This is a genomic window from Frigoribacterium sp. AC394 (genome assembly GCF_979258095.1).
Genome location: NZ_OZ409834.1, coordinates 1,581,578 through 1,597,477, shown reverse-complemented (window position 1 = coordinate 1,597,477; position 15,900 = coordinate 1,581,578). Strand labels below are relative to the sequence as shown.

The following is a 15,900-nucleotide window of genomic DNA, read 5'->3' as shown; positions in this document are numbered from 1 at the left end:
TCAGCCGCGAGCGCCCATCAGGTGCTCGACCGCGAGCTGCTGCAGGCGGACGAAGCCGTAGCCGTGGCCGCCGAAGTGCGCGTCGGCGTCGAAGTCCTCGTACGAGGCGCGGTCGGCGAGCAGGGCGTCGTAGCCCTCGCCCTCGGCGAGGGTGGGGGTCGACAGCTCGGCGACCTGGCTGGCGACCAGCGCCTCCTGCACCTCGGGGTCGGCGCGGAACGCCTGCGCGCGCTCCTTCAGCAGCAGGTACATGCGCATGTTGGCCGCGGCCGACTCCCAGACGCCGTCGATGGTCTCGGTGCGCGACGGCTTGTAGTCGAAGTGGCGGGGGCCGGTGTACGACGGGCCGCCCTGAGGGGCGCCGTGCTCGAGCAGGTCGACGAGCGAGAACGCGTTCTGCAGGTCGCCGTGACCGAAGACGAGGTCCTGGTCGTACTTGATGCCGCGCTGACCGTTCAGGTCGATGTGGAACAGCTTGCCCTGGTAGAGCGCCTGAGCGATGCCGGCCGTGAAGTTCAGGCCCGCCATCTGCTCGTGGCCGACCTCGGGGTTGACGCCGAACAGCTCGGGGCGCTCGAGCGTGTCGATGAACGCGATCGCGTGGCCGAGCGTCGGCAGCAGGATGTCGCCGCGGGGCTCGTTGGGCTTCGGCTCGATGGCGAAGCGAAGGCCGTAGCCCTTGTCGGTCACGTACTGGGCGAGCATGTCGACGCCCTCCTTGTAGCGCGACAGGGCGGCCTGCACGTCTTTGGCGCTGTCGTACTCGGCGCCCTCGCGGCCGCCCCACATGACGAACGTCTCGGCGCCGAGCTCGGCGGCGAGGTCGATGTTGCGCAGCACCTTGCGGAGCGCGAAGCGGCGCACGCCGCGGTCGTTGGACGTGAACCCGCCGTCTTTGAAGACCGGTGCGCTGAACAGGTTGGTGGTGACCATCGGCACGACGATGCCGGTCGCGTCGAGCGCCCCCTTCAGGCGGTCGATCTGCTTCTGGCGCTCGGCCTCGGTCGACCCGAAGGCGAAGAGGTCGTCGTCATGGAAGGTCAGGCCGTAGGCGCCGAGGCGGTCGAGGTTCTCGACGGCCTCGACCACGTCGAGGTCGGGGCGGGTGGGGCCGCCGAACGGGTCGGCTCCGGTGTAGCCGATCGTCCAGAGGCCGAACGAGAACTTGTCTTCGCGGGTGGGGGTGACGGACATCGGTGTCCCTTTCGTGGTCGATGGCGCGAGTCGCCGGAGGCGCTGGTCGCGATTGTTGTCGCTTACAACTTATACGTCCGAGGCGGCTCGGTCGAGGGGCTGCGGGCATTTGTTGACGGCGGCGACAAACACCTTGCGCATCGGTCGGAGCTGTCGTATCGTCTCCTCTCGAACCTCGTCGAAGCGCTTCGCCTCGACGGGTCGGACGACACGACGACGAGACGGTGAGGTCACGATGGCGACGATCCACGATGTGGCGCAGGCCGCGGGCGTCTCCATCTCCACGGTGTCGTACGCCCTCTCCGGCAAGCGCTCGATCGCCTCGAGCACGCGGCAGCGGGTCACCGACGCCGTCGAGCGTCTCGGCTACCGGCCGCACGCCGGGGCCCGCATGCTGGCCGGCGCGCGCACCAACATCCTCGCCCTCAGCGCGCCGATCCGTGCCGACAACCACCAGCCCACGCAGATGCGGTTCGTCACCGCGGTCGTCGAGGCCGCGCGCCGTCGCGACTACGACGTCCTCCTGCTCGCCACCGACGACGAGGTCTCGGGCATCCGCCGGGTCGCCTCGAGTTCACTCGTCGACGGGGTCGTGGCCCTCGGCGTGGCGACGGTCGACGAGCGCGTCGACCTCGTGCGAGAGCTCGAACTCCCGGCCGGCTTCATCGGGATCCCGCGCGACGTCGACGACCTCGCCTGCATCGATCTCGACTTCGAGTCGGCCGCGCGTCTCGTCGTCGACCGCCTCGCCGACCACGGCCACAGGTCGATCGGCGTCATCGGCCACCCCGCCTCGTACCTCGAGCGCGACACCGGCTTCATCCGGCGCTTCGACGACGCCTTCGCGGCCCGCGCCGCCCATCGGGGCGTCGAGAGCCTGACCGTCGCGACCGACCTCGGTCGCGCCTCCGCGATCCGCGCCGTCGACGAGCTCCGCGGTCGACTGCCCGGCATGACCGCCCTGGTGCTCCACTGCAGCGAGCCCACCGCCGAGGCCGCGATGCAGCATCTGCGCAGGCTCGGCGTCGACATCCCCCGAGACCTCTCGGTGCTGGCCGCCTGCGCCAGCTACCCCGCCGACGAGCTCGACCCGCCGCTCGACACCATCCCGCTGCCGATCGACGAGATGTGCTCGAGAGCGGTCGAGGCCGCCTTCGACCGGATCGACGGCCGCGTCGACACGGGTGTCGAGCTGATCGCACCCACCTATCTGGCGAAGGGGTCGGTCATCGAGCCGGCCTGCGCCTCCTGAACCCACCCGACCGCACCACCGCACCACACAGCACCACGGCACCACCGCACCACCACTGAATGACCACCCGCTCCGTCGCCCCCTGTTCATCGTCGAAACGCTTCGACGATGCAGGCGACGGGCACTCTACGAGGAGGTAGAACCTTGAACAGACGACGCATCGCCGCTTCCGGCACGGCCTTCGTGGCCACCGCCGCACTGCTCGCCGGCTGCTCCGCCGGCGGCGGAGGGTCATCCGACCCGAACACGCTGAAGCTCTGGCACTTCGAGAGCGAGACCAGCGCGATGGGCATCGCCTGGGATCAGGCCATCGAGACCTTCGAGGAGGAGACCGGAGCGAAGGTCGAGTTCGAGGCGAAGAGCTTCGAGCAGATCCGTTCGACCGCCAGTCAGGTGCTGAACTCCGACGAGGCCCCCGACATCCTCGAGTACAACAAGGGCAACGCCACCGCCGGTCTGCTCGCCAGCCAGGGGCTGCTGTCGAACCTCGACGACGCCGTCGAGGAGTACGGCTGGGACGACGACCTCGCCCCGTCGATCGCTACGACGTCGAAGTACGACGAGCGCGGCATCATGGGCTCGGGCAGCTGGTACGGCATCCCCAACTACGGCGAGTACGTCGAGGTCTTCTACAACAAGGACGCCTTCGCCGAGCAGGGCATCGAGGTGCCGACCACGTACGACGAGTTCGAGGCAGCGCTGCAGACCTTCGCCGACGCCGGCATCACCCCGCTCGCCGAGGCCGGTGCCGAGTACCCGCTGGGGCAGCTCTTCTACCAGCTCGCCCTCTCGCAGGCCGACCGCTCGTTCGTCGACGACTACCAGCTCTACGAGGGCGACGTCGACTGGCAGGGCCCCGAGCTGACCTACGCCGCCGACAAGCTCGAGGAGTACGTCGAGAAGGGCTGGATCTCGAAGGACGTCACGGGCATCAAGGCCGAAGACATGGGCACGACCTTCATGAGCGGCGGCGCGCCGATCATGGTCTCCGGCAGCTGGTGGGCCGGTCGTGTCGCCGACGAGGCGACCTTCGACTGGGGCACGTTCCTGTTCCCGGGCAGCGAGATGGCTCCGGGCTCGGGCGGCAACCTCTGGGTCGTCCCCGAGAACGCCGCGAACAAGGACCTCGCGACGAAGTTCATCGACATCACGATGCGCCCCGAGATCCAGAACCTCATCGGCAACAACGGCGGAGTGCCCGTCAAGGCCGACCCTGCCGACATCACCGACCCGAAGAGCCAGGAGCTCATCGCGAACTTCAACACGCTCCTCGAGCGCGACGGGCTCGCCTTCTACCCTGACTGGCCCACGCCCACGTTCTACGACCAGCTCGTCGCCGGCACGCAGGAGCTCGTGAACGGCTCGACCTCGCCCGACGACATGCTCAGCACCCTCGGCGACCAGTACCAGAGCGGCGTCGACGACATCACCGGAGAGTGACGCGATGACCTCCGTCGACACGAAGGAGGCGCAGCGCGCCCAGGAGGGTCGGCCCACATCGCCGGCCCTCCCGGGCTCCGGGCGCCCCCGCCGCGGTGCCGGCGACTCCGGTCGCGCGACCCGCCCCGTCCTCCCCCCGGAGGAGAGCCTGCTGCCGGGCTCCGGTCGCCGCGGCTTCTGGCTCTATCTGATCCCGGGGTTCGTCCTCTTCACGGTGGTCGTGCTGGTCCCGCTGGTCTGGAACGTCTACCTCAGCTTCACCGACTACCGCGGCATCCGGCCGCCGACCTGGGCCGGCCTCGACAACTGGCGCGAGCTGATGTCGGACGAGCGCTTCTGGACGTCGTTCCAGAACAGCGTGTTCCTGATCATCGCGATGGTCGTCGTCCCGACCCTGCTCGGCCTGCTGCTCGCCGCGATGCTGTTCGACCTGATCGGCCGCAAGTTCGGCGGCCGACTCGCGTCGTTCCTGCGGGCGACGTACTACCTGCCGCAGATCCTGCCCGTGGCCATCGCCGCGATCGTGATCGGCTGGATCCTCCGCCCCGAGAACGGCGCGCTCAACACCGTGCTCGAGGCGGTGGGGCTCGGTGCGCTGCAGCACAACTGGCTCGGCAGCCCCGACACGGCGCTGCTCAGCATCATGGTGGTCATGGTCTGGGTGCAGCTCGGCTACCCCGTGGTCATCTTCATGGCGGCCCTGCAGCGGGTCGACCCCGAGCTGTACGAGGCCGCCGAGCTCGACGGGGCCGGCTGGTTCCAGCGGTTCCGCGCGATCACCGTCAGCATCATCCGACCCGAGATCTTCGTCGTCGTGCTCACCTGCACGATCGCGGCGCTCAAGGTGTTCGGTCCGATCTACGCCCTGACCCGCGGCGGGCCCGGCGACTCGACGATCGTGCCGAGCTACTACGCCTACAGCGAGTTCTTCCAGAGCCAGCAGGTCGGCTACGGCGCCACGATCGCGACGGCGCTGACCCTCGTCATCGTCGTCATCACGGTGTTCTTCATCAAGGCCCAGAACCGGGCCGAACGAGCTGAGAGGGGCCGCTGATGGCCACGACCGTCGTACCCCCGGTCGACGACGACCGCATCCGTCCTGCGGTGGCCGACCCGCGCCTCCCGAAGGCGAAGCAGCGGGGGCGCAAGAAGACGGCCGCCGACTGGGCGATCCTCGCCGCGGCCGTGCTGTTCGGCGTGCTGATCGCGCTGCCGTACCTGCTGATCCTGGTCAACTCGTTCAAGTCGCCCGCCGACTACACGGCCGGCGGGCCGTTGAGCCTGCCGACGTCGCTCTACTTCGACGGGCTCGTGAACTTCTGGAACCGGGTCGAGTTCCCGCAGAAGCTCTGGAACAGCTTCGTGATCGCCGGCCTCGTCGCGGTGTTCGCCGTCGTCATCTCGGTGTTCAACGCCTACGCGCTCGGCATCGGGCGGGTGCGCGGCCGCACCTGGATCATCGTGCTCTTCCTGCTGGCGAACATGCTGCCTCAGGAGGCCCTGCTCTACCCGCTGTACTTCCTGTTCAAGCAGGTGGGGCTCTACGACAACATCTGGGCGGTCATCATCATCTTCACGGTGATCCAGAGCGCGTTCGGCACGTACCTCCTGTCGAGCGTCTACGGCACGTTCCCGAAGGAGGTCCTCGAGGCCGCATCGCTCGATGGGGCCAGCCGGTGGCAGATCCTCTGGCGCGTGATCGTGCCGATCAGTCGTCCGACCCTGTCGGTGCTCGCGATCTTCTTCTTCATCTGGACCTGGAACGAGTTCCTCATCCCGCTGACCTTCCTCGTCTCGAACGCGAACCAGACGGTGCCGGTGGCCATCACGGCGCTGCAGGGCGACCGCCTGATGGACGTCACGACGACCAGCGCCTCGGCGCTGCTCGGCCTGATCCCGACCCTCGTGTTCTTCCTCCTCTTCCAGCGCACCCTCACCCGCGGCATCACCGCCGGTGCGGTCAAGTAGCGCGCACCGCTCGAAAGGCACCCCATGAAGTTCACCGACGGCTTCTGGCAGACGCGTCCCGGCGTCTCCTCCCTCTTCGGCCAGGAGGTCTACGACGTCGAGACCGGTGACGACGGGCGCTCGCTCGTCGTCACGGCCCCCACCAAGGTCATCGCGCACCGCGGCGACACGCTCAACCGGCCGGTGCTCACCGTCGGTCTCAGCTCGCCGATGGAGGGTGTGATCGCCGTCGAGGTCACGCACTTCGCCGGTGGTCGCGACGAGACCGGCTTCGACCTGGTCGGCGCCGAGGGCGGCCCGGCCGGGGTCGGCGTCGCCGAGGTGACCGAAGGAGGCGCGACGCTGTCCTCGGGTCGGCTCACCGCCTCCCTGGGTCGCGGCGGCCCCTTCGACCTCGTCTTCCGCGACGGCGACACCGTCCTGACCCGGTCGGGTGCCAAGTCGGTGGGCTACCACCAGGTGGCCCCCGACGCGCGGATCGACGGCGCCATGGTCGGCGCCGTGCTGAAGGGCGCGGGGCGTCCGGGCACGGCGACGGACCACGCCCCGTCGTACGTCTCGCAGCAGCTGTCGCTCGGCGTCGGCGAGCTGGTCTACGGGCTGGGCGAGCGCTTCGGCCCGCTCGTGAAGAACGGGCAGACCGTCGACGTCTGGAACGCCGACGGCGGCACCTCGAGCGAGCAGGCCTACAAGAACGTGCCGTTCCACCTGACGAACCGCGGGTACGGCGTCCTCGTCGACCACCCGGGGCACGTCTCGTACGAGATCGGCTCCGAGTCGGTCGAGCGCGTGCAGTTCTCCGTCGCGGGCGAGACCCTGCGCTATCTGGTGATCGCCGGCCCGACCCCGGCCGACGTGCTCGACCGGTACACGCGGCTCACCGGTCGGCCGGCGCACGTGCCGGCCTGGTCGTACGGCCTGTGGCTCTCGACCTCGTTCACGACCGACTACGACGAGGAGACGGTCACCGCCTTCGTCGACGAGATGGCCGCGCGCGACATGCCGATCAGCGTCTTCCACTTCGACTGCTTCTGGATGCGCGAGTTCCAGTGGTGCGACTTCGAATGGGACCCTCGGGTCTTCCCCGACCCCGAGGGCATGCTGGCGCGTCTGCACGAGCGCGACCTCCGGGTCTGCGTCTGGATCAACCCGTACATCGGGCAGCGCTCGAAGCTGTTCCGCGAGGCGGCCGACGCCGGGTACCTCGTGAAGAACCCCGACGGCAGCGTCTGGCAGTGGGACCTCTGGCAGGCGGGCATGGGGCTTGTCGACTTCACGAACCCCGAGGCGACGGCCTGGTTCCAGGGTCACCTGCGTCGGCTGCAGGCCCAGGGCGTCGACGCGTTCAAGACCGACTTCGGCGAGCGCATCCCCACCGACGTGGTCTGGCACGACGGCTCCGACCCCGAGCGGATGCACAACTGGTACACGCAGCTCTACAACCGGGCCGTCTTCGACGTCCTCGAGGAGGTCCGGGGCGAGGGCGACGCCGTGGTCTTCGCGCGCTCGGCGACGACCGGCGGCCAGGCTCTGCCCGTGCACTGGGGCGGCGACTCCACCTCGACCTTCGAGTCGATGGCGGAGACGCTGCGAGGCGGGCTGTCGCTCGCGATGAGCGGCTTCTCGTTCTGGAGTCACGACATCGGCGGCTTCGAGGGCATGCCCGATCCCGACGTCTACAAGCGCTGGACGGCCTTCGGTCTCCTCTCGAGCCACAGTCGGTTCCACGGCAGCAGCTCGGTGCGGGTGCCGTGGGCGTTCGACGACGAAGCCGTCGAGGTGACCCGGGTCTTCACGAAGCTCAAGCTGCGGCTGATGCCGTACCTCTACGCCGCGGGGCTCGAGTCGACCCGCACCGGGCTGCCGGTCATGCGGCCGATGGCGCTGGCGTTCCCGGGCGACCGGGGTGCGGCGCACGTCGACACGCAGTACCTGCTCGGCGACGACCTGCTCGTGGCGCCGGTGTTCTCGGCCGACGGCACCGTCGACGTCTATCTGCCGGCCGGGCGCTGGACGAACTGGTTCACGGGCGAGGTCGTCGACGCGGGCGCGGGTGTCTGGCGCACCGAGACCCACGGGGTGCTGACCCTGCCGCTGTACGTCCGCGAGGGCGCCGTCATCCCGATGGGCGGGCGTGACGACCGCCCCGACCACGACTACCTCGACGGGCTCGTGCTGCGGGTGCTCCCCGGCGGCGACGGCAGCCGCACGGTGACCGTGACGACACCCGACGGCGAGTCCGCCGACTTCGTCGTGACGAGCCGAGGAGGCGCGTTGTCGGTCGAGACCACCGCCTCCTCGTCCGGGTCGACGCGCGTGGCTCCGCAGCTCGAGCGCTTCGGCGTCGGCTGGGACTGACGCGGCGCCTGCCGCCCCCGTGCCGCGAGCCGGTACGCTCGGCCGAGGAGGCCACGTGACGATCGAACCCGGGGCGCGCGCCGACGGTGTGCGCCAGACGAACCTGTCGGCGGTGCTCGGGCTCGTGCATGCGGCAGGCCCGCGTTCGCGCTCGGCGCTGACGCAGGCGACCGGGCTGAACCGATCGACCATCGCGGCCCTCGTCGGCGAGCTGGCCGAGCGCGGACTCGTCGTCGAGACCGACCCCGTGGGCATCGCCCGGGTCGGCCGACCGAGCCCCGTGGTCGCCGCGAGCCGCGACGTCGTCGCGTACGCCGTCAATCCCGAGATCGACGCCGTGACCGTCGGGGTGGTCGGGCTCGACGGCGTCGTCCGCTCGCGGATCCGCCACGAGACCGACGGCATCCCGACGGCACGGGGCGCGGCGGCTGTCGCCGCCTCGGTCATCGACGAGCTGCGCGCCGCGTCGCCCGGGGTGGTGGAGGTCGGGGTCGGCCTCGCCGTGCCCGGCCTCGTCCGCGCCGACGGAGGGCTCGTCCGGCTGGCTCCGCACCTCGGCTGGGTGGACGAGCCGTTCGCCGAGCTCGTCGCCGACGCCGCCGGTCTGCCGGCGCGCGCGGCGAACGACGCGTCCGCGGCGGCCCTCGCCGAGGGGCGCTTCGGGGCCGGGCGCGGGGTCGACGACCTGGTGTTCCTCAACGGCGGGGCGAGCGGTGTCGGCGGGGGAGTCCTCGTCGGCGGCGCCCCGCTCGTCGGAGCCGGCGGGTACGCGGGCGAACTCGGTCACACGCTCGTGAACTCGATCGGCCGACTCTGTCACTGCGGGGCGACCGGCTGCCTCGAGACCGAGGTCGGCCAGGCCGAGCTGCTGGCCGTGACCGGTCTCGACCGGTCGCAGGTCGACGAGCTCGCCGCGGCGCTCGTCGCGTCGACCCCGGGGTCGGAGGCGCGGGTCGAGGTGCAGCGACAGGTCGACTTCCTGGCGATCGCCCTCCGCAACGTCGTCAACGTCTTCGATCCGAACCTCATCGTGCTGGGCGGGTTCCTGGCGTCGCTGCTCGCGGCCGAGCCGGAGCGTCTGCTCGCCGGGGTCACCGCTCAGGCGCTGCCCGGCTCGGCCGACGATCTGCGCATCGTCCCGGCCGAGCTCGGGGCCGACCGTCTCACGATCGGGGCCGCCGAGCTCGCCTTCGCGCGCCTCCTCGCCGATCCTGCCGGCACCCGTCTGCCCTGACCGCCCCGCCGGAGCCCCCGGTGTCGGCCGGATCCGGTCCGAGACCGGGTGCGCGAGCGGCCCGCCGTCCCCGGGTCAGACGTGGGTGTGCGGCTCGGAGTTCGCCCAGACCGAGGCGGCGGCCGGCCCTGCCAGCTCGACCGTCTCGACGGGGAGGTCGTGGGCGTCGGTGACGACGACCTGCAACGACCCCGCGTAGTCGCGGCGCTCGCCGATCCGCACGTGGGCGCCGACCCGCAGGTCGAGCGAGCTCAGGTAGCGCAGCAGCTCGGGCTCGTCGTCCGATACGCGCACCACGTAGCCGCACTCGCCCTCGGCGAACTCGCCCAGCCGGTGGGCGACGGGGCGCACGGTGGTGCCGTCGCTCGCGGGGATCGGGTCGCCGTGCGGGTCGGCGGTCGGTCGGCCGAGCTCGACGTCGAAGGCTTCGAGCAGGCGGTCGCTGACGGCGTGCTCGAGGATCTCGGCCTCGTCGTGCACCTCGTCCCATCCGTAGCCGAGGCGTTCGACGAGGTACGTCTCGATCAGCCGGTGACGGCGCACGACGGCGACGGCGACGGTGCGACCGGTCTCGGTCAGGGCGATGCGGCGGTACGGCTCGTAGTCGATGAAGCCGTCGCGTTCGAGCTTCCGCAGGTTGCCCGACACCGTCGAGGCGCCGACCCCGAGCGTCGCCGCGATCTCGTTCGTCGTGATGCCGGTGGCGTCGCCGTCGACGGCCCACTCGTCGGCCTTCCAGATGACCTTGAGGTAGTTCTCGGTCATCGTGGAGGGCGCCGACCCGGCTTCCGTTGGCATGCCCCGATTCTAGGTGGCCCTCCACTGGCCCCAGGTGCGGCGGGTCCGCGTCATCGGCGGCGGGTCAGCGCTGACCCGCCGCCGATGACGGCAACCCGCCGCACCCCGTCCGCCCGCACGCCTACGGGCGCGTGAGCGATCCCAGCGCCTGGGCCGCGCGGTAGCGGGCGCCGATGCCCGGCCGAGGCTCCGGATCGAAGGAGGCGCTGGTCGACAGCCCCCATCGGGGCCGGCTCCCCGAGAGGGCCCAGGCCGCCTGGCGGGCCGCGCCGTCGGCGACGTACTCGCCGGGTTCGGGCACGACGACCGGCACGTCGAAGACCTGGGCGGCGACGGCCTGGACGGCGGGGTTGAGGGCCGCCCCGCCGATCAGGAGCACGCGGCGCACCTCGACGCCCTGGTCGCGCACGGCGGCGGCGCCGTCGGCGAGGGCCGAGAGCATCCCCTCGACGGCGGCGCGGGCGAGGTTCTCGCGGGTGGTCGAGGCGAGGGTCAGCCCCGCCAGGGTGGCGGTCGCCTCGGGCAGGTCGGGGGTGCGCTCTCCCTCGAAGTACGGCACGAGCGACAGTCCGCCCGAGCCGGGTTCGGCCGCGAGGGCGAGTCGGGCGAACTCGTCGTGGTCGACGCCGAGCAGCGAGCCGATCGAGGCGAGCACGCGGGCGGCGTTCAGGGTCGCGACGAGCGGCAGGTACCCGCCGGCGGCGTCGGCGAACCCGGCGACGGTGCCGCTCGGGTCGGTGACGGGGGAGTCGGTCACAGCGAAGGCCGTGCCGCTCGTGCCGATGCTGATGACGAGGTCGCCCACGGTGGCGTCGAGCCCCAGCGCGGCGCCGGCGTTGTCGCCCGCACCCGCACCCACGACGATCCCCTCGGGGACGGCGCCGTGCGCGATCGTCGTGCCCGCCGCCTCCTCGGCCCGCAGGATGCGAGGCAGCACGACGCGCGCGTCGGTCGTCGAGGTGACGCTCTCGGACCCCTCGCCCGCCGCGACGCCCCCGGACGCGTCACCTCGATCGCCGCCGACGGCCTCGCGCCCGGGTCGCCCGAGGGCGCGCTCGAACAGCTCGAGGTCGTACCCCTCGTCGGTGGGGCTCCAGTAGGAGGTGCCGCTGACGTCCGAGCGGTCGGTGACGAGGGCGTCGAGGTCGGGGCCGAGAGCCGAGGAGGCGCGGGTCCCGTACCCGAGGAGCCGCCACGTCAGCCAGTCGTGCGGCAGGGCGACGGCCGCGACCCGGGCGGCGTTCTCGGGCTCGGCGTCGCGCAGCCAGCGCAGCTTCGTGGCGGTGAACGAGGCGACGGGCACGGTGCCCGTCCGCCGGGCGTACTCGTCGGCGCCGATCTCGGCGATCAGGTCGCGGGCGGCGGGGGCGCTGCGGGTGTCGTTCCAGAGCAGGGCGTCGCGCACGACCTCGCCGTCGGCGTCGAGCGCGACCATGCCGTGCTGCTGCCCGGCGATGGAGATCGACGCGACGTCGTCCAGGCCGCCGGCCGCGGCGATCGCGGCGACCAGCGCCTCCCACCAGGCGTCGGGCGGCACCTCGGTGCCCTCGGGGTGCTTGGCCGTGCCCTGCCGGACGAGCTCGCCCGTCGACAGGTCACGGACGACGACTTTGCAACTCTGGGTCGAGGAGTCGACCCCGGCGACGAGACTCATCCCCGTAGTTTGTCGTACGAGACCACAAATGCGCCAGTGCAGTCGCCGGGCAGCTGTGAGAAGGCTGTCGATAGACTCAAGTGCACCTCAGCCGGTGCGTTCCCCCGACATGAGGAGGCAACCATGCCCGCAGTGGTGATCATCGGAGCCCAGTGGGGCGACGAGGGCAAGGGCAAGGCCACCGACCTGCTCTCGAGCCGCATCGACTACGTCGTCAAGTTCAACGGCGGCAACAACGCCGGTCATACGGTCGTGATCGGCGACCAGAAGTACGCGCTGCACCTGCTGCCCTCGGGCATCCTCTCGCCCGGCGTGACGCCGGTGATCGGCAACGGCGTCGTCGTCGACATCGAGGTCCTCTTCGACGAGCTCGACGCCCTGATCGCCCGTGGCATCGACGTCTCCCGTCTGCGGGTCAGCGCCAACGCGCACGTCATCACGCACTACCACCGCACCCTCGACAAGGTGACCGAGCGGTTCCTCGGCAAGCGCCAGATCGGCACCACCGGTCGCGGCATCGGCCCGACCTACGCCGACAAGATCAACCGCGTGGGCATCCGCATCCAGGACATCTTCGACGAGGGCATCCTGCGTCAGAAGGTCGAGGCGGCGCTCGACCAGAAGAACCACCTGCTCGTCAAGATCTACAACCGTCGGGCCATCGAGGTCGACGAGGTCGTCGAGTCGCTGCTGTCGTACGCCGAGCGGCTGCGGCCCATGGTGGCCGACACGGCGCTCGAGATCCACCAGGCGCTCGAGGCCGACAAGATCGTGCTGTTCGAGGCCGGCCAGGCGACCATGCTCGACGTCGATCACGGCACCTATCCGTTCGTCACGTCGTCGTCGGCCACGGCCGGAGGCGCGTCGACGGGTTCGGGCATCGGCCCGGGCCGCATCGAGCGCGTCATCGGAATCGTCAAGGCGTACACGACGCGCGTCGGCGCGGGCCCGTTCCCGACCGAGCTCTTCGACGCCTCGGGCGAGTTCCTGCGGGCGAACGGCTTCGAGTTCGGCACGACGACGGGCCGTCCGCGTCGGTGCGGCTGGTACGACGCCCCGATCGCGCGCTACACCGCGCGCATCAACGGCGTGACCGACTTCGTGCTGACCAAGCTCGACGTGCTGACCGGTCTCGACAAGATCCCGGTCTGCGTCGCGTACGACGTCGACGGCGTCCGCCACGACGAGGTGCCCGTCTCGCAGAGCGACTTCCACCACGCGACGCCGATCTACCAGGAGTTCGACGGCTGGACCGAAGACATCACCGGCGCCCGCACCTTCGACGACCTCCCGAAGGCGGCCCGAGAGTACGTCCTCGCCGTCGAGGCCATGAGCGGCGCCCGCATCTCGGCCATCGGCGTCGGTCCCGGTCGCGACGCGATCGTCGTCCGCCACGACCTGCTCGGCTGATCCGGCCAGTCCTATGACCGCGCGTCGCCCGACCCCCGCCTCCCTGTCCGGTTCACTCGTCACGGTGGGCCCGCTCGAACGCTCCGATCTGCCCGAGCTGCACGCCGCCATCGGCCGCCCCGAGGTGTTCGCGGGCGGCTGGGGCGGTGGCCCGGCCGGCTATCGCACCGACTACGACGACTGGGCGCGGTTCGTCGAGGGCTACCTGCTGTGGGAGTCCGCGAGCGTGTTCGGGGTGCGCAGCGCCTCCTCGGGGGCCCTCGTCGGCACGACCACGCTGGGGCTGTTCGACCTGACGAACGAGTCGGCGCACGTCGGCTGGACGGCCTACGCGCCCGAGGTCTGGGGTTCCGGCGTCAACGCCGAGACGAAGCTGCTCGTGCTCGGTCACGCCTTCGAGCACGGGTTCGGCCGCATCCAGCTGCAGGCCGATGTGCTGAACGACCGCTCGCGGGCGGCCATCCTCCGCCTCGGCGCGACCTTCGAAGGCGTGCAGCGGCGGATGCAGCGTCGGGCCGACGGGTCGTGGCGCGACACGGCCGTCTACTCGATCCTCGTCGACGGATGGCCGGGCGTGCGGGCCGGTCTCGAGCAGCGGCTTGCTTCCTCAGCAAGCGCCCAGACTCGTGGAACACGCTTGCTCCCATGACACTGGAAATCGCATACACCGCCATCGCCCACGCTTCCGGCGGGGGCCGTGACGGTCACGTCCGAAGCGAAGACGACCGTCTCGACTTCGACACCCGTCCGCCGAAAGAACTGGGCGGTTCCGGCGAGGGCACGAACCCCGAGCAGCTGTTCGCGGCCGGTTTCGCCGCCTGCTTCCTCAGTGCGATGCACGGCGCCGGCAAGAAGCTCGGCGTCGACACGACCGACTCGTCCGTCTCGGCGAGCGTCGGCATCGGCGGCAACGGCGAGGGCGGCTACGGCCTGGCCGTCGAGCTCGACATCTACACCCCGAACGTCGAGCCCGAGCGTCGTCAAGAGCTCGCCGACGCGGCGCACCACGTGTGCCCGTACTCGAACGCCACGCGCGGCAACGTCGAGGTCACGCTGACCCTGGTCGACTGACCCGAGCACCCTGCCGAGGAGGCGCGCCCCGAGATCTCGGGGCGCGCCTCCTCGGTCTCGTGGGGGCCGTCTTCGCTAGGCTCGGTGAATGGCACTCGACAGTCCCCTCGGGGCGGACAGCCCCCTCAGCAGCACCGACCGGGCAGCGATCGACGAACTGACCGGCATCCGGCAGAGCATCGACAACATCGACGCGGCGCTGGTCCACCTGCTGGCCGAACGCTTCAAGTTCACGCAGTCGGTCGGTCACCTGAAGGCCGCGGCGGGCATGCCGGCCAGCGACCCCGAGCGCGAGCGCGTCCAGATCCAGCGGCTGCGTCAGCTCGCCGAGCAGTCGCACCTCGACCCCGCCTTCGCCGAGAAGTTCCTGAACTTCATCGTCGGCGAGGTCATCCACCACCACGAGCGCATCGCGAACGGCACCGAGCCGACCGGCCCCGCGGCCGGCGGGCGGAGCTGACGCGATGAGCACCCCGGGCCTCGACGGCACGGCCGTCCCCGCGCCCGAGCGCCTCTACATCGGCTCCTACACGCCGACCAGCGGCGGCCGCGGTGCGGGCATCACGGTGCTCGAGCGTCCGGCGCCGGGCGTCCCGTGGCAGGCCGCGCAGGTCGTCGAGGCGGACGACCCGTCGTTCCTCGTCGTGGTCGACGGGGCTCTGCACGCGGCGTCCGAGACCGCCGAGGGCCGGGTGCTGTCGTACACGGTGTCCGCAGGCTCCCTCGTGGCCGCGAGCAGCGCCTCCTCGGGCGGCTCCTCTCCCTGCCATCTCGTCGTCGATCCGGTGTCGGGCGCCCTCGTCGTCGCGAACTACGTGGCCGGCGGCATCGGCGTGCTCTCCGGCGACCCGTCCGACCCGGCCCGGGTGACTCGGTCGCTCGCGCTGCCCGTCGGGCACGGCCCCGTGCTCGATCGGCAGGAGCGCCCGCACGCCCACCAGGCCACCCCGACGCCCTGGGGCACCATCGTCGTCAGCGATCTGGGCACCGACCGGCTCGTCGAGTACGTCGTCGACCCGATCACGCTCGACCCCGAGCAGATCGCCGTCCACCCCCTGCCCTCGGGCTCCGGGCCCCGGCACCTCGTGTGGCTCGACGACCGGCTCGTCGTCGTGGGCGAGCTCGACGCGCGACTGCACGTGCTCCGTCGCGTCGGCGAGAAGCTCGTCGTCGACCACTCGGTCGAGGTGTTCGAGGGGTCGTCGTCGACTCCCGACATCCTGCCGTCGCACGTCGCGGTCGACGCCGGCCGGGTGTACGTCGCGACGCGCGGTCGTGACACGATCAGCGTCTTCTCGGTCGAGGGCGACCGCCTCGCCCTCGTCGGCGAGGCGCCCTGCGGTGGTGAGTGGCCCCGTCACTTCGCCATCACCCCCGGCATGCTCTACTGCGCGAACCAGGCCTCCGACACGGTGTCGGTGCTCCCGCTCGACCCCGAGACCGGTCTGCCCGGCGCGCCCGTCGACGTCTTCTCGATCGGCAGCCCCGCCTGCATCGTCGTCGGCTGACGCAGGTCTGGCG

At 71.1% G+C, this 15,900-nt stretch carries 14 protein-coding genes; 11 read left to right on the top strand and 3 right to left on the bottom strand.

Features of this window, described 5'->3' with window-relative positions:
- Positions 1-1,194, bottom strand: coding sequence for a xylose isomerase (gene xylA / locus ACZZY9_RS07355; RefSeq protein ID WP_192061551.1), 1,194 nt, complete (start codon positions 1,192-1,194; stop codon positions 1-3).
- Positions 1,195-1,429: 235 nt separating this feature from the next.
- Between xylA and ACZZY9_RS07350 the strand changes: the two genes are divergently transcribed.
- The 6 genes from ACZZY9_RS07350 (at position 1,430) to ACZZY9_RS07325 (ending at position 9,446) form a co-directional block, all read left to right on the top strand.
- The gene (locus ACZZY9_RS07350; protein ID WP_463463597.1) at positions 1,430-2,446 is read left to right on the top strand and encodes a LacI family DNA-binding transcriptional regulator; all 1,017 of its coding nucleotides are present in this window, start codon (positions 1,430-1,432) and stop codon (positions 2,444-2,446) included.
- A 108-nt stretch (positions 2,447-2,554) separates the two neighbouring features.
- Positions 2,555-3,886 carry an ABC transporter substrate-binding protein gene (locus ACZZY9_RS07345; protein ID WP_463463596.1) on the top strand — a complete coding sequence of 444 codons (1,332 nt, stop codon included), beginning with the start codon at positions 2,555-2,557 and terminating at the stop codon, positions 3,884-3,886.
- A gap of 4 nt (positions 3,887-3,890) precedes the next feature.
- Complete coding sequence (locus tag ACZZY9_RS07340) at positions 3,891-4,940, top strand: carbohydrate ABC transporter permease (RefSeq protein ID WP_463463595.1); 1,050 nt, start codon at positions 3,891-3,893, stop codon at positions 4,938-4,940.
- Positions 4,940-5,854: a carbohydrate ABC transporter permease gene (locus ACZZY9_RS07335; RefSeq protein ID WP_463463594.1), complete on the top strand. Its 915-nt coding sequence runs from the start codon at positions 4,940-4,942 to the stop codon at positions 5,852-5,854. Before ACZZY9_RS07340 ends, ACZZY9_RS07335 begins: the two co-directional genes overlap by 1 nt.
- Positions 5,855-5,878: 24 nt before the next feature.
- Positions 5,879-8,212, top strand: a complete 2,334-nt coding sequence (gene yicI, locus ACZZY9_RS07330; protein ID WP_463463593.1) for an alpha-xylosidase — start codon at positions 5,879-5,881, stop codon at positions 8,210-8,212.
- Between the two features lie 55 nt (positions 8,213-8,267).
- A complete protein-coding gene (locus ACZZY9_RS07325; protein WP_463463592.1) occupies positions 8,268-9,446 on the top strand; it encodes an ROK family transcriptional regulator in 1,179 nt (392 codons plus the stop codon).
- Between the two features lie 75 nt (positions 9,447-9,521).
- On the opposite strand, the gene ACZZY9_RS07320 is transcribed toward ACZZY9_RS07325, so the two are convergent.
- Positions 9,522-10,244: a metal-dependent transcriptional regulator gene (locus ACZZY9_RS07320; protein ID WP_463463591.1), complete on the bottom strand. Its 723-nt coding sequence runs from the start codon at positions 10,242-10,244 to the stop codon at positions 9,522-9,524.
- Positions 10,245-10,365: 121 nt separating this feature from the next.
- Positions 10,366-11,898, bottom strand: a complete 1,533-nt coding sequence (locus ACZZY9_RS07315) for a xylulokinase (protein WP_463463590.1) — start codon at positions 11,896-11,898, stop codon at positions 10,366-10,368.
- Positions 11,899-12,021: 123 nt separating this feature from the next.
- On the opposite strand from ACZZY9_RS07315, the gene ACZZY9_RS07310 reads away from it, so the two are divergent.
- From ACZZY9_RS07310 to ACZZY9_RS07290, 5 genes are all read left to right on the top strand, one after another.
- Entirely contained in the window at positions 12,022-13,308 is a 1,287-nt protein-coding gene (locus ACZZY9_RS07310; protein ID WP_463463589.1) for an adenylosuccinate synthase, read from the top strand.
- A gap of 13 nt (positions 13,309-13,321) precedes the next feature.
- On the top strand, positions 13,322-13,957 hold the full coding sequence (locus ACZZY9_RS07305; RefSeq protein WP_463463588.1) for a GNAT family N-acetyltransferase: 636 nt from the start codon (positions 13,322-13,324) through the stop codon (positions 13,955-13,957).
- Between the two features lie 2 nt (positions 13,958-13,959).
- Positions 13,960-14,379, top strand: coding sequence for an organic hydroperoxide resistance protein (locus ACZZY9_RS07300; protein ID WP_279293206.1), 420 nt, complete (start codon positions 13,960-13,962; stop codon positions 14,377-14,379).
- Between the two features lie 88 nt (positions 14,380-14,467).
- Positions 14,468-14,839, top strand: a complete 372-nt coding sequence (locus ACZZY9_RS07295; RefSeq protein ID WP_192061539.1) for a chorismate mutase — start codon at positions 14,468-14,470, stop codon at positions 14,837-14,839.
- Between the two features lie 4 nt (positions 14,840-14,843).
- Positions 14,844-15,887 carry a lactonase family protein gene (locus tag ACZZY9_RS07290; RefSeq protein WP_463463587.1) on the top strand — a complete coding sequence of 348 codons (1,044 nt, stop codon included), beginning with the start codon at positions 14,844-14,846 and terminating at the stop codon, positions 15,885-15,887.
- Positions 15,888-15,900: the final 13 nt, after the last annotated feature.

Coding starts and splice junctions, on each gene's coding strand:
- ACZZY9_RS07345 (WP_463463596.1), top strand. CDS start 2,555: ATGCAGGCGACGGGCACTCTACGAGGAGGTAGAACCTTGAACAGACGA.
- xylA (WP_192061551.1), bottom strand. CDS start 1,194: ATGTCCGTCACCCCCACCCGCGAAGACAAGTTCTCGTTCGGCCTCTGG.
- ACZZY9_RS07310 (WP_463463589.1), top strand. CDS start 12,022: ATGCCCGCAGTGGTGATCATCGGAGCCCAGTGGGGCGACGAGGGCAAG.
- ACZZY9_RS07290 (WP_463463587.1), top strand. CDS start 14,844: ATGAGCACCCCGGGCCTCGACGGCACGGCCGTCCCCGCGCCCGAGCGC.
- ACZZY9_RS07295 (WP_192061539.1), top strand. CDS start 14,468: ATGGCACTCGACAGTCCCCTCGGGGCGGACAGCCCCCTCAGCAGCACC.
- ACZZY9_RS07320 (WP_463463591.1), bottom strand. CDS start 10,244: ATGCCAACGGAAGCCGGGTCGGCGCCCTCCACGATGACCGAGAACTAC.
- yicI (WP_463463593.1), top strand. CDS start 5,879: ATGAAGTTCACCGACGGCTTCTGGCAGACGCGTCCCGGCGTCTCCTCC.
- ACZZY9_RS07350 (WP_463463597.1), top strand. CDS start 1,430: ATGGCGACGATCCACGATGTGGCGCAGGCCGCGGGCGTCTCCATCTCC.
- ACZZY9_RS07335 (WP_463463594.1), top strand. CDS start 4,940: ATGGCCACGACCGTCGTACCCCCGGTCGACGACGACCGCATCCGTCCT.
- ACZZY9_RS07315 (WP_463463590.1), bottom strand. CDS start 11,898: ATGAGTCTCGTCGCCGGGGTCGACTCCTCGACCCAGAGTTGCAAAGTC.
- ACZZY9_RS07305 (WP_463463588.1), top strand. CDS start 13,322: ATGACCGCGCGTCGCCCGACCCCCGCCTCCCTGTCCGGTTCACTCGTC.
- ACZZY9_RS07340 (WP_463463595.1), top strand. CDS start 3,891: ATGACCTCCGTCGACACGAAGGAGGCGCAGCGCGCCCAGGAGGGTCGG.